General features: G+C 62.7%; 17 protein-coding genes and 1 tRNA gene. 8 read left to right on the plus strand and 10 right to left on the minus strand.

Annotation, left to right across the window (positions count from 1 at the left end; all coding sequences use genetic code 11):
* Positions 1-79 precede the first annotated feature (79 nt).
* Both D3242_RS23625 and D3242_RS23630 read left to right on the plus strand, forming a co-directional pair.
* Entirely contained in the window at positions 80-1,084 is a 1,005-nt protein-coding gene (locus D3242_RS23625; protein ID WP_064982806.1) for an alpha/beta fold hydrolase, read from the plus strand.
* A gap of 54 nt (positions 1,085-1,138) precedes the next feature.
* Positions 1,139-1,417, plus strand: coding sequence for a hypothetical protein (locus D3242_RS23630; RefSeq protein WP_038646526.1), 279 nt, complete (start codon positions 1,139-1,141; stop codon positions 1,415-1,417).
* Positions 1,418-1,519: 102 nt separating this feature from the next.
* Here D3242_RS23630 and D3242_RS23635 read toward each other — a convergent pair whose 3' ends face one another.
* The 4 genes from D3242_RS23635 to D3242_RS23650 all read right to left on the minus strand — a co-directional run bounded on the left by D3242_RS23635 (position 1,520) and on the right by D3242_RS23650 (position 3,727).
* On the minus strand, positions 1,520-1,759 hold the full coding sequence (locus D3242_RS23635) for a DUF2188 domain-containing protein (RefSeq protein ID WP_019857848.1): 240 nt from the start codon (positions 1,757-1,759) through the stop codon (positions 1,520-1,522).
* 29 nt (positions 1,760-1,788) lie between these two features.
* The gene (locus D3242_RS23640; RefSeq protein WP_019857850.1) at positions 1,789-2,067 is read right to left on the minus strand and encodes a DUF982 domain-containing protein; all 279 of its coding nucleotides are present in this window, start codon (positions 2,065-2,067) and stop codon (positions 1,789-1,791) included.
* Positions 2,068-2,176: 109 nt separating this feature from the next.
* Positions 2,177-2,494: an SH3 domain-containing protein gene (locus D3242_RS23645; protein ID WP_064982808.1), complete on the minus strand. Its 318-nt coding sequence runs from the start codon at positions 2,492-2,494 to the stop codon at positions 2,177-2,179.
* Positions 2,495-2,623: 129 nt separating this feature from the next.
* A complete protein-coding gene (locus D3242_RS23650; protein WP_064982810.1) occupies positions 2,624-3,727 on the minus strand; it encodes an NADH:flavin oxidoreductase/NADH oxidase in 1,104 nt (367 codons plus the stop codon).
* Between the two features lie 157 nt (positions 3,728-3,884).
* Here D3242_RS23650 and D3242_RS23655 point away from each other — a divergent pair, with 157 nt between their 5' ends.
* The 4 genes from D3242_RS23655 (at position 3,885) to D3242_RS33335 (ending at position 5,509) form a co-directional block, all read left to right on the plus strand.
* Positions 3,885-4,463, plus strand: a complete 579-nt coding sequence (locus D3242_RS23655; protein WP_064982811.1) for an NUDIX domain-containing protein — start codon at positions 3,885-3,887, stop codon at positions 4,461-4,463.
* Positions 4,464-4,562: 99 nt separating this feature from the next.
* Positions 4,563-4,784, plus strand: coding sequence for a hypothetical protein (locus tag D3242_RS23660; protein ID WP_019857854.1), 222 nt, complete (start codon positions 4,563-4,565; stop codon positions 4,782-4,784).
* Positions 4,781-4,996, plus strand: a complete 216-nt coding sequence (locus D3242_RS23665; protein ID WP_064982813.1) for a hypothetical protein — start codon at positions 4,781-4,783, stop codon at positions 4,994-4,996. The genes D3242_RS23660 and D3242_RS23665 overlap by 4 nt, the downstream gene beginning before the upstream one ends.
* A gap of 201 nt (positions 4,997-5,197) precedes the next feature.
* Entirely contained in the window at positions 5,198-5,509 is a 312-nt protein-coding gene (locus D3242_RS33335) for a hypothetical protein (RefSeq protein WP_147377476.1), read from the plus strand.
* A gap of 44 nt (positions 5,510-5,553) precedes the next feature.
* On the opposite strand, the gene D3242_RS23670 is transcribed toward D3242_RS33335, so the two are convergent.
* The 5 genes from D3242_RS23670 to D3242_RS23685 all read right to left on the minus strand — a co-directional run bounded on the left by D3242_RS23670 (position 5,554) and on the right by D3242_RS23685 (position 8,981).
* Complete coding sequence (locus D3242_RS23670) at positions 5,554-5,847, minus strand: hypothetical protein (RefSeq protein ID WP_032920551.1); 294 nt, start codon at positions 5,845-5,847, stop codon at positions 5,554-5,556.
* A 30-nt stretch (positions 5,848-5,877) separates the two neighbouring features.
* Entirely contained in the window at positions 5,878-6,048 is a 171-nt protein-coding gene (locus D3242_RS33635) for a hypothetical protein (protein ID WP_155772693.1), read from the minus strand.
* A 54-nt stretch (positions 6,049-6,102) separates the two neighbouring features.
* Positions 6,103-7,608, minus strand: a complete 1,506-nt coding sequence (locus D3242_RS23675; protein ID WP_064982814.1) for an HAL/PAL/TAL family ammonia-lyase — start codon at positions 7,606-7,608, stop codon at positions 6,103-6,105.
* Between the two features lie 341 nt (positions 7,609-7,949).
* Positions 7,950-8,035 (minus strand) — tRNA-Leu (locus tag D3242_RS23680).
* A gap of 280 nt (positions 8,036-8,315) precedes the next feature.
* Positions 8,316-8,981, minus strand: a complete 666-nt coding sequence (locus tag D3242_RS23685) for an outer membrane protein (protein WP_064982816.1) — start codon at positions 8,979-8,981, stop codon at positions 8,316-8,318.
* A gap of 193 nt (positions 8,982-9,174) precedes the next feature.
* Here D3242_RS23685 and D3242_RS23690 point away from each other — a divergent pair, with 193 nt between their 5' ends.
* Entirely contained in the window at positions 9,175-9,561 is a 387-nt protein-coding gene (locus tag D3242_RS23690) for a SecDF P1 head subdomain-containing protein (protein WP_064982818.1), read from the plus strand.
* 81 nt (positions 9,562-9,642) lie between these two features.
* Positions 9,643-11,460, plus strand: coding sequence for an adenine deaminase (ade, locus tag D3242_RS23695; protein WP_064982820.1), 1,818 nt, complete (start codon positions 9,643-9,645; stop codon positions 11,458-11,460).
* Positions 11,461-11,485: 25 nt separating this feature from the next.
* Here the strand turns inward: ade and D3242_RS23700 are convergent, their stop codons facing one another.
* Positions 11,486-12,649, minus strand: a complete 1,164-nt coding sequence (locus tag D3242_RS23700) for an alpha/beta hydrolase (protein WP_064982822.1) — start codon at positions 12,647-12,649, stop codon at positions 11,486-11,488.
* Positions 12,650-12,737 lie beyond the last annotated feature (88 nt).

Below are 12,737 nucleotides of genomic sequence, written 5' to 3' on the forward strand. Positions count from 1 at the left end.
ACATCCGTGCCTGGACGATGCGAGGTTACAGCATGACCGGATGCAGGTAAGCTCAAACGGGTTCTGGTCCGGGTGAACAATGCCGATATCGATCCTGTCGTGGCTGCTGGCCCTGCTGTTCCTGCTGGCGGTCCTGGGGATCGCCTGCCTGGTGCTGGCGACGCTATGGATCGCGGCGAAGGCGCAAAGGCTGGTACCGCCGGTCGGAAAATTCATCGAGATCGACGGCAACCGCATCCACTATGTCGATGTGGGCGAGGGGCGGCCGATCGTCTTCCTGCATGGGCTTGGCGCGCAACTCCACCACTTCCGGCACACGCTGTTCGGACATTTCGGCCCAGGCTATCGGCTGATCGCGCTCGATCGTCCGGGATCAGGCTATTCGACGCGCGCGAACGGTGCCACCGGCCGCTTGCCTGAACAGGCAGCCCTGGTGCGCCGCTTCATCGAAAAATTGGAGCTGGAAAGGCCGTTGGTGGTGGGCCACTCGCTGGGTGGCGCCGTCACATTGACCCTGGCCGTGGAACATCCCGAGGCAATTTCGGGCATCGCCTTGCTGGCGCCGCTGACGCATCTGGAAACCAGGGGGCGGCAAGGATTTGACCTGCTCTATATCCCCTCTCGCCTGCGGCGCTGGATCATGGCCTATACCGTGGCGATACCGCTGAGCCTGCGCTATGCGCGGCCGACAATGGAATTCATCTTCGCGCCGCAGGTCTTTCCCGCGGACTACATGGTCGACGGCGGCGGCTGGCTCGGGCTGCGGCCAGTCCATTTCCAGGCAACATCAGCCGATGTCGTGGCCGTCGAACAGGATCTCGGCCGCATCGAACAGCGCTATGGCGAGCTTGTCATGCCTGCCGGCATCCTCTTCGGAACCGCCGACCGCGTCATCGACATCCGTATCCATGGCGAGCCGATGCAAGGCAAGATCGCAGGGCTTGACTTCGAACCCGTCGACGGCGTCGGCCATATGCCGCAATTCGTCGAGCCCAAGCGTGTGATTGGCTTCATCGAGCGGATTGCCGCCCGCGCGTTTCCATCACCACAGCCTCACGACAATTTCAATGAACCATTCGGCTGACTGCCGGGTTTACCCCGTGTCGCACCCAAGGCGACCAAGACACGGAGTAATGCAATGTACAGGAAATTTATCGCAGCATCGGTTCTGACGATCGGTCTCGCCACATCGGCGATGGCCCAGCCATCGGAAGGCACATATTCCAACCATCACAACTGGTTCGGCAACGAACAGTCTTCCGGTGTCGACCAGAACACGACCGGGAGCATCAATGGCGACCGCTCAGGGCTGGACAGCCTTGGCAATTCGGGGCCTGCCGGACCTTGTGCCTCCAATACAGCTGGTCCTGATGCCAATGCTGGATTGAACGTCAACGATCACTATTGCGGCAAATAATTCAGCCGCTGGGCAGCCGCTGACCGTGGGACGTCGTCTCTCCAGACGTCCGCGGTCGGCGCCCTGCCTGTTCCTGCCGGAAAATTGTCTTCTGAGGAGAGACTAGTCGGAAACCTCGGTCTGCGGCCGATCCCGACCGTCGGCCAGTTCCTCGTGCCATTTGCCGTCGGCATCCTCATACTGGATGCCGTCCGTCGCGCCCGCCACCTGCTGCTCGGCCGAGGCGATCTCGGCGGCGCGCAAAGCATCCTGATGGGTCGGAAATGTCTCCGAGAAGGTCGAACCGACCTTGTAGGCCCAGCCGCCGTCATGCTCGACGATCTTGTAAGTCAGCTTCGCCATAAAAACCTCCGGTTGAAAGGTCCGCCTGCTCAATGCAGCCGGTCGTCGGATAGCCGGTCGTCGGGCACCAGCACTTCCGATTCCCTGGCGGCCTCGATCAGTGCCCGTCGCGCTTCCGCTGTCGAACGATAACCTTCCAGCACTTTGAGGCAAGTGTCGAGGGCATCACGATGACGCGGGCCGCGATTGAGTGGCCAGACCGTCATGAGGCACTCCGCCGCTTCCTGGGTGCTGCGGATATGGCGATATTTGCCGACATGGCCGAGTTCGACCACGACCGGCGTTTCAAAAGGTTTGTTGTCCATCATGGCCGCAACGCAAAGCAGCCAATTTGGTTGCAAAAGTGGCCCGGAACCTGCGCCCAAAAGTCGCGTCTCGTTTCGCGGCGCGCTTTTTGGGTGACATGTTTCGGCGTACTCAGTAGCCGCAGTCGTTGCGCAGCCAGCGTGCGTTCGCCCAGCCGGTGGTCCCGCCGATTTCGACCTTGTACCAGTTGCCGCGCCGGTCGAAAATCTCGACGTGGTCTCCATTGAACAGCTGGCCGATCATCCGCGATGACGAGTTGGGCCGTGTCCGCACGGCGAGAAAGCCGCTGCCGGTCGCCAGATTGTAGCGGCCAGACAGGCCGTGCACCGTCCCCTCGCAATATTGCGCCACGCTCGGCGTCGATGCGCCGAGCCAAAGGCCGGCGACAGTCACAAGCATCGCAGCCGGCAAGAATGCCCTGAACGACATGATCTCCTCCCAAGCCCGGCCGCGCCCGCCGCAGCCTCGCCCAGCGTAACAGTTTGCCGCCAGAATTGAAGCGGGCTGTGGCAAAACGGGCTGGGCGGGATCGCGCCTGTGTCAGGAGGGCGGGCCGGTTCAGCCCGCAGCCTTCATCCAGTGCTCCATCGTCGTTACCGAGCGGGCGAGCTGCGGCGCCGGATGGATCTTTTCCTTGAATGTGGCGGCCGCGCGCCAGCCCCAGCGCGGATCGGCGAGGAAGGCGCGCGCCAGCGCCACCATGTCGGCACGGCCTTCGGCGATAACAGCCTCGGCCTGCTGGGGATCGTCGATCAGGCCGACCGCGCGGGTCGGAATGCCGGCGCCCTTGCGCACGGCTTCCGCCAGATGCACCTGATAGCCGGGACCGGTGGGCAATTTCTGCGACGGCGAATTGCCGCCGCTGGAGCAGCAGAGATAGGCGATACCCTCGGCCTTCAGGGCCTTCGCCACCTCGATCGCATCCTCGACGTCGAAGCCGCCGTCCACCCAGTCCTTCACCGACAGCCGCGCGCCGAGCATCAGCTTCGGCACCGCCTTCTTCACCGCCCTGGCGATTTCGACGACAAGACGCATCCGGTTTTCCCGCGAGCCGCCCCAGCGGTCGGTGCGCTGGTTGGACAGCGGCGACAGGAACTGGAAGATCAGGTAGCCATGCGCTGCGTGCAGTTCGATGAAGTCGAAGCCGGCGCGTTCGGCCCGCCTGGCGGCTTGGGCGAACCGCTCGATGAGCTGCAGGATCTCTTCCTCATCGAGCGCGCGTGGCACATTCCAGCCGGTGTCGTAGGCTATGGCCGAGGCCGAGACGGTCTGCCAGGCGTCTTCGTTCGGCTGCAGTGGCCCGCCGCCCTCCCAGGGCTTGCGGTTCGAGGCCTTGCGGCCGGCATGCGCAAGCTGCGTGCCGAATTTCGTGCCCGGCGCGGCGACGCGTCGTGCCGCATCCAGAGTGCGGCGCGCGGCGGCCTCGTTGTCGTCGGAGTAAAGCCCGAGGCAACCATGGGTGATGCGCCCGCGGCGCTCGACATCGGTCATCTCCACCGTGACCATGCCGGCGCCGGACATGGCCAGGTTCATCCAGTGGTAAAGATGCCAGTCGCTGGCTGACCCATCCGCGGCGGAATACTGGCACATCGGCGCCACGGCGATGCGGTTGGGGAAGGTGACGCCGTCGAGGGTAATCGGCTGGAAAAGCGATGCGGTCATGAAGAGGGCTCCGGGGAGAGGGAAGGCGTTATTTAGGCGACGGATATCTTGCATACCACACACGAGAGAGTGAAACGCTGGACCAATCGCTTCCCCAATTGCGCAGGCGTCGGTTCGCGGCTACGCCTGCGCCCGGCGCCAAATACCGAGGTATCCAATGGAAGATCGTATTCGTATCCGTTCGGAAGAGGTTCTTTCCGACGACTGGGCGGTGCTGAAAAAGACCGTGCTCGACTATCGCCGGCGCGACGGGCAGTGGGAGACGCAGGTTCGCCAGACCTATGATCGCGGCGACGGCGCGGTGATCCTGCCCTGCGACCCACAGCGTTCGACGGTGCTTCTGGTGCGCCAGTTCCGCTATCCCGCCTATGTCACCGGCCACCGCGAACCGCTGATCGAGGCCTGTGCCGGGCTGCTCGACGAAAACGACCCCGAGACCGCCATCCGCAAGGAGGCGGAGGAAGAACTCGGCTACCGGCTGAAGGACGTAGAGCGGTTGTTTTCGCCTTATATGAGCCCGGGCAGCGTGACCGAGCGGCTGTGGTTCTTCGTTGCACGCTATTCGCCCGCCGACCGCATCTCCGCTGGCGGCGGCGCGCCGGAGGAGGGCGAGGACATCGAGGTCCTGGAAATGCCGCTCGACGAAGCGCTCGCCGGCATCGCCGACGGCCGCATCGTCGATGCCAAGACGATTATCCTGATCCAGCATCTGAAGCTGAACCCGATGAAGGCTTGACCGACATTCCGGCATGAGTTGGCTCCATCCCTCGCATCACGGAACCAAAGGGGTCAGCGGCGGTTTAACTCTCGAAGGGACCGCAACGGAAGCGGAACAATGGTTGAGCTTTTCAATATGGAACTGGCCAAGGCCAGACAGCGCATCAATCGAGCGGAACTCGCTCTGGAACGCGCGGAAGAAATGCTGGACGAGGACTGCGGCGTCGGGATCAATATCGCGCTTTGCAGCCGGATCAGGACCGCGCAGCGGCAACTGGTCGAGGCCAGGGAGCGCCTAACAAAGATTGATCCGCCAATTATTTTTGGTGGCTCCCAATGATGATCGCGGCATTTCACCACGAAACCGCGAGAGGCGGTGAGGTGTATCGCGCCGCCAGGTTCGCGCTTCTGACACTGCGAATTATCCAGGGTATCAAGCGCACCGATGCCGCGGCCGAGAAAGTCGAGCGAATGCTGACCAAGTTGGCTAAAGCAAGCGCTCTCGATGAACCAGCCGGTATAGGGTCACTCGATCCGCGCCGTCCTGGCTAGGCTTCGCCTCACGCCGTCGGCGTAAGGCTGGGTCGTTACGACATCGTCGATACCAAAAACGCTTCGGGCATCGTATATTAGCAATATACGATATATTAATGGCTATAATGCAGCCTTTGGCACGGGACGGAAATACCGCCCATCGACGTTCCGACATGCGCCCTGAGCGCCGGAACGCTAGACCAATGCGGAGTAAAACGCATGAGTGTCGGAGCCGCTCTCGAACAGTTGCTGCGGCTGATTTATCGCCGGGCCATGAAACTGGCGATGTTGCCGGAGGATGAAAGGGATTCCCACTACGATCACATCCGCCTAGCATGTTGCGCGGCCGCCGAGCACATTGGGCAAGATCCCGACAGGGCAGCCATCACGGCGAACGATATGGTTGAGTTTGTTCGCGCGCTGGTCGGAATCATCGAGGTAGGTTCTGGGCCAGACCATGAGCGAAGCGCCGATCAGCCACCACCGGTGCCACATTCTGGCGGCCGAGAGAGTGGCGCTACGCGCATCTAGCAAACAGGGGAGAACGCCACCGTGGGGCAGCGGGAACGAGGCGGCTAACGCTGGCGCTGTACGACGTAGCTGCTGGTGATGGCGTCGTCGCCCCGCCCACGAGTCACAAAAACCCTTGTATAGCCGACCGGCAAGCCATCTGTGACGGTCGCATCGACGAGGCGACACCGGCCGACGGTCTCGCCGTTCGGAGCGCTTGCCAGCCTGTCCTTCAGCGAAGCCATGCATAAGTCGAGCGACGCATACATGGTCGGCGCCATATCGACGGGTTTGCAGACAGAACCCTCAACCGGGCTGCACTGGAGCAAAACCATCACTGCCGCAGTTGCCGGATCCATTTTCAAAGATCTCCCGCGTTTTGACGACCCTCAACGCGGAAATGCATCCTTTGTTTCGCCTTTGCTAAAAAACGAATGCGGATGGCCGTTCTCGATACGGTTGCCCCGGAAGAGGGCGAGGACATCGAGGTCCTGGACAATGCCGCTCGACGAGCCGGCCGGCATAGCCGACGACTGCATCGTCGATGCCAAATCCAGCATCTGAAGCTGAACCCGATGAAGGCCTAGCCTCTCGAAGCTGGCCGAGCATTTGCCTTACGAACTGTGCCGCGGACAGGCCGGCACGTCCATTTCGCGGATGAAGTTGCGCAAGGCTTCCATGTCCCGGGACAGAGGCCGATCGTCGGAATAGTGCGCGATATTGTCCCGGACCATTCGATAGATGGTGTCGGTACCAGGCGCACGCGCACCGCGCACGGCCAGAAAATCATGGGCCTGCGCGGCCGCCATGAGCTCGATCGCCAGAATGTATTCGGCGTTGTCGATAACCGCCAGCAGCTTGTTGGCTGCGACGGTTGGATGAGCCAGAAAATCCTCTTGCAGGCCGGATGTGACGCCGCCGTCGGTCGCCGCCGGGGCGGCCAGACGCCGGTTGACGTTGCTGAGCGATGTGGCCGTGTATTGCGCGATCATGAAGCCGGAATTGGCTCCGTCCTCATCGGCAAGGAAGGCCGGCAAATTGTTGACAAGCGGATTGACGAGACGATCGATGCGACGCTCGCTCATTCCAGCCACCTGAGCCAAGGCGATGGTCAGGCCGTCAGCTGCCTGCCCGAGAGCGGGCGCTACCGCATGCGCCTCTGAAACGACCTGAGGATCGTTCGGAGACCCGAATACCGCGGGATTGTCGGTGACGGCTGCCAGTTCGCGGTCGACAAGCTCGGCGGACCGGTCCAGCACCTCCCGGGCGGCGCCATGAACATGCGGCACGGCGCGAAGACTGAGTGCGTCCTGCGTGCGACTGCCATGAGCCAGCGCGATAAGTTCGCTGCCATGAAGCCAGCCACGCAGCGATTTGCCCACGTCCTGAATGCCGGGTGAGGGCCTCATCGCCAGGATTGCCTCGCCAAAAGCCGGCATTTGCGCGCCTGCGGCTTCAAGAGTTAAAGCAGCCGCCGCGTCAGCCCATCCCAACAAACGCTCCGCGCGCAGCACGGCGATGCTTGTCAGGCCGGTTGCGCATGCGGTTCCGTTGACGAGGCTCAAGCCCTCCTTGGCGCCAAGCTCCAATGGTTCCAGACCCATTTCAGCCAGGGCCGCGAGCCCGCTCATAGAGCGGCCTGCCACGGTTGCACTGCCTTCGCCGATCAGGACCAGTGCTACATGCGCGTTGTGCGTCAAATACCCGGCCGATCCCCGGGACGGCACGTCGGGAACGCAGTCGCGCTCGATAAAGGTGAGCAGATTGCGAACGATCGTAGGGCCAACGCCCGAATGGCCATGCGCGAAATTTGCCACTTGAGCAGCAATGATGGCGCGCACGCCGCGTCTCGGCACGAGGTCGCCGACGCCGCAGGCGTGACTGCGAATGATATTGCGCGACAACTTCTTTTGCAGGGCAGGCGCCACGATCTTGCTTGCCAAGGCGCCGACCCCGGTATTGACGCCATACGCGCGGATACCTTTTTCGACGATGGCCGCTACGATCTGGTTCGCAAAAGCGATCCTCTCCCACGCTGCCTGGCTAAGCGCCAGGGATTCGCCTTCGCTCACGCGTGCGATGTCGCGCCAGCTGGCGTTTCTATCTATGGTTATTGTCATTGCTCGTTCCGAATAGCTTTGCGAATGCGCAGGCGGCTGCTGGCCCGCTCGAAAGGCGGCGTGAGAACCGCTGCTTCGGCACCGTACCGCCCAACCGCGGGCATAATGGCGATGGAATTGCCGGCTGATGCGACTGTAGCGACGTCGTTGGCCATAAAAGACATGCCGCCTGCGATCCGGCGCTGAAAATCCGGCGCCCCTTTTGAAATCACTTCGAGGATGACGTCGAAGACTTATCGGATCAGCAGCTCACGCGGCATATGCGGCGGCCAGCCCGTGCGTGCGTTTTTGACGGAGCCGAGCTTTGGGTGGCCTGCCACCGAAGCTCGAAGAGCGAAGGCTGGTGCGGACGACGGGAATCGAACCCGTACGATCAGAGATCGAGGGATTTTAAGTCCCTTGCGTCTACCAATTCCGCCACGTCCGCAGATCAGCCCTTTTCAGATGCCAGGCACAGGCCGTCAAGTCGTGTTCTTGGCCATCCTGAACGCACACCCCAGAGGAGTGGGCGCAGTGATACTGGTGTGATCGCGGAATTTAGCGCGGCGCTCGCAATGCTTAGGGTGTTTGCAAGGCGGACTTGATCCGCCGAGGCCGGCGTCTACCAGGCCCAACCCATTCCCCCGCCCACTGGGGGCGCCGGCCGCCCCTCATCGACTTTGCTGATCACGTCACAGCTGTCGCTCGCCGATCGATGCCGGCGAGGCTCAGAACTTGTAGCTGAGATTGATGCCCACGGTGTTCAGCTTCGTATCCTGGTCGCGGCCGACGAAGTCGCTGGACCCGTCATAGTGCTCGGAACCGAAATCGTAGTAGCGATACTGGGCGCCGACGACGAACTTGTCGGTCAGCGCGTAGTCGACGCCGGCGCCTAGGGTCCAGCCGACATTCGGGCGTGTCTCGGAGAAGGCGGAGCCTGCCGATTGCGAGGTTTCGATCCCGGCGAAGGCAATGCCGCCTATGCCGTAGACCAGCACACGATCCATCGCATATCCGGCCTTGGCGTTGACCGATCCGAACCATTTGATGTCGGTGCCGAAATTGTTTCCGGGTTCCGCTTCCGCCGTGCCGTTGACCGAGGAATAGTTGAGGTCGGCCTCGGCGCCGATCACCGCCTGGTCGAACTGCCATAGCCCGGCGACGTGCCCGCCGACAAAACCGCCATTTATGTCGGGCGAGACGGAAAATGGGTCTCCTTCCGTTCCTGAGATGTCCGACCGGCCCCAGCCGTAGCCCGCCTGCAGGCCGGCATAATATCCGGTCCAGTCGAAGCCGGGCGCGGTCATCGGCACATCGACCGTCGGGTCGGCCGCGAAAGCCGGCATCGACAGGACGGCAAGAAGACCGGCACTTGCGACGACAAGGCGATACATTCGAACTCCCCGGATGAAGAGTCGGAAGAAATCTTGGCGGCCAGGCTAGACCGATTTACGACAAAACGGAATCCTGTTTCTGGATGCGGCCGTGTGTCGCTTGCAGAAGCACGGCCTGCCAGCCGAGAACAGCTAGGCATTGCCCGAGGGATGTTCGAGTGCAAAATGGCCGTCTTGCGGGGAAAAAATCCTGATGAACAGCCTGGTTCGTCTCATCGCTGGAACAGCCATGGTGCTGCTAGCCTGCGGCCTCGCTGTGGCCGAGCCATTGGCGCTCGCCATCGCCACGGCAGCGGTCGTATCCGATCAAGCGTCGGGACAGAGGGCGCTCAACCTGAAGATGACACCGGACAGCGCGAAGGCGTTCGCCGACTTCACCAAGGCGAATGTCGGGAAGGTGGTCGACCTCAGCGTCGACGGTGTCGTGGTGGCGTCGCCGCGCCTGGTCGAACCCATCCTCGGCGGCGAGGTGATGCTCAGCGGCAGCTTCGCCCCGGGCGAACTCCAGCGCCTGGCGGAACGGATTTCGGCGGGCGGTGCGAAAGTCACGGTCGAGGTAAAGGCTGAACAGCCATTGTGAAGGCTGGACGGGTCTGTCCGCTGTTTGGCGCTGGTCAAAACCAGGCAGGCTTGGCACAGTCGCGCAAACAGGAGTCCCTTCATGGCAAAGAAGCCGGCGGCGCATGCGACGAAACCCAAGCCCTGGACCGAGATGGCGACGCATCTGGTTGACGTCGCCATGGGCCGCAAGCCCGCCGATCTCGTCATCCGCAACGGCCGCTGGGTAAACGTTCACTCCGGCGAGATCATTGCCGGCACCGACATCGCCATTGCCGGCGGCCGCTTCGCCTATTGCGGGCCGAATGCCAGCCACGCTATCGGCCAGGGCACCAAGGTGGTCGATGCCGGCGGGCGCTATCTGGTGCCTGGCCTCTGCGACGCGCACATGCATGTCGAGAGCGGCATGGTGACGGTGACCGAGTTCTGCCGTGCCGTCATCCCGCACGGCACCACCTCGATGTTCATCGATCCGCACGAGATCGCCAATGTGCTGGGCTTGCCGGGCGTGCGGCTGATGCATGACGAGGCGGTGGCGATGCCCATCAACGTGCATGTGCAGATGCCGTCCTGCGTGCCGTCGGCACCGGGGCTGGAACATGCCGGCGCCGAGCTGACGGTCGCCGATGTTGCCGAGGCCATGACCTGGGAAAACATCATCGGGCTCGGCGAAGTGATGAATTTTCCAGGCGTCGCCGCCAATGATCCTGTCATGTCCGGCGAGATCGCCGCGACGGTTCGTGCGGGTAAGACGGTTGGCGGCCACTATGCCTCGCGCGACCTTGGCTTGCCGTTCCACGGCTATGTCGCCGGCGGACCCGAGGATGATCACGAAGGCACGCGCGCCGAGGATGCCATCGCCCGCGTCCGCCAGGGCATGAAGGCGATGCTGCGGCTGGGTTCGGCCTGGTACGACGTCGCCTCGCAGATCAAGGCGGTGACCGAAAGCGGCATCGATCCGCGCAACTTCATCCTGTGCACCGACGACAGCCATTCCGGCACGCTGGTGCATGAAGGCCATATGGACCGGGTGGTGCGCCACGCCATCCAACAGGGGCTGAAGCCGGTGACGGCGATCCAGATGGCGACGATCAACACTGCCCAGCATTTCAGGCTGGAACGCGAAATCGGTTCGATCGCGCCGGGACGGTTGGCCGACCTGCTGATTGTTTCCGACCTCGCCGCAATGACCATCGATGAGGTTTATGCGCGCGGCGCCAGGCTGGCCAAGGGCGGCAAGCTCGACATCGACATTCCGGCCTATGATTACCCGAAGACGGCGAAGAACACCGTCAAGTTGGGCAAGAAGTTCAGGGCTGGCGATTTCGACATCACAGCTCCCAAGGGCGCCAACGAGGTGCGGGTGCGCGTCATCGGCGTCATCGAGAACCAGGCACCGACGCGGGCGCTGGAGGCCGATCTGCCGGTCGAGGACGGTCTGGTCGCCATGGACCGCCGCAACGACGTCTGCCAGATCGCGCTGGTCGAGCGGCACCGGGGCACGGGCGGTGTCACCAACGCTTTCGTCTCCGGCTTCGGTTATATGGGCGATTGCGCCATGGCCTCGAGCGTTGCCCATGACGCCCACCACATCATCTGCGTCGGCACCAACAAGCAGGACATGGCGCTGGCTGTCAATCGACTGGGCCAAGTCGGCGGCGGCGTCGTGCTGTTCTCCAAGGGCAAGGAATTGGCGCTGGTCGAAATGCCGATCGCGGGCCTGATGTCGGACGAGCGCGCCGAGATCGTCGCCGCCAAGGCCGAGAAACTGACCGAGGCGATGCGCAAGATGGGTTGTTCCCTGAACAACGCCTACATGCAGCACTCGCTGCTGGCCCTGGTGGTCATTCCGGAGCTGAGGATTTCAGACGTCGGGCTGATCGACGTGACGACTTTCCAGAAGGTCGACCTGTTCGTCTAGGCGAATTCCGGCGCGGGTGACTCGCTCACCCGCCGGTGACGATGGTCAGCACCTTGAACGGCGTGGTGATGACGACCTCGGCGACCGAACCAACGGCCTTGCCGAGGCCCTGGCCGAGATTGTTGAGCTGCGCCGGATCGGGTTCGTCCGAGGCCAGACCGGCGGGGGTGCGCAGGCGGTCGCCGAGCAACTGCACCAGGATCGGATTGTCGGCGAATTTCGCATGGTTGAGGCCACCGTCGCCGCCCTTGATCTTGGTCAGGTCGACCACGGACACGCCGTAGCTGGCGAGATCGGCGGCATTGCCATAGTCACCGACACGCGGCTTGTCGCCGGAGATAAGTGAAGACAATTTGAGCGCCCGGTCATCGCTTGAAAGCAGCACGGCAAACGGCTTGTCCGGCTTGCCGTATCGCATCATCTGCTTTTTGAATACGTCGACATCGATGTCGGGCGAAGCCAGGACGACATAGCCGAGCTTGCCGCCGAGATCGCGGTCGCCGGTGATGGCGAGCTGGCGCAGCGCCTCCATCGTCAACCAGGTTCCCATTGAATGGGCGATGATGTCGATGCTCTTGACCCGCGTCTTGGCGAGCATTCTGAGCGTCGCCTCGAGATCGTCACGCGCGGCGTTGGCGCTGTCCTTGTCGTAGATATAGCCCGTCGTCTTGGCGCTCGAAGCCCAGGAGAACAGCACCGGCGTGCCGGGATATTTCGTGTCGTGAGCGATCTGCGTCAGCCGGTAGATGCCGTCGTCGAAGCCATTGTTGAAGCCGTGCACGAACACCAGTGCCCGATCGCCGCGCATGGCAATGTCGGCGCCGACCGCCTTGGCAAATTGCGGAGCATCGCCGTAGTGGACGACATTGGTGGCGGTGAATTGCTTTGCCGGGTTCGAGTTGGCCGAGCCCTTGGCCCGCTCGATGGCACCGACCTGGTGGACCTTCGGCACGGTGACGTCGACACGGGCGTAGCTGGTGGTCAATGAGCGATCGCCGTCAAACACCTGCCGCGGATCCTTGGTCGCCTGCTGGCGGGTGGTGGCGACGAAAATCTCGTGCGTGGCCGCGATGTCGGAGGCTGGCGCCGAGACGCTCGTCTTGTTGAGCAGATCATGCGTGTTCTGGCCAGCACAGCCGGCAAGGGCGAGCGCCAACGCCACGACGAAACTGTTCAAGCGCAAGCTCAAGCGCCGGCTCCCGTAGAGGGGGACGTCAAAAGCATGACGTCACCGCTATTCCGATAGAGCCAGAGACCGGCGCGGTCCAGTTCAAAGT

This window comes from Mesorhizobium jarvisii (assembly GCF_003601985.1).
GTDB lineage: Bacteria > Pseudomonadota > Alphaproteobacteria > Rhizobiales > Rhizobiaceae > Mesorhizobium > Mesorhizobium jarvisii.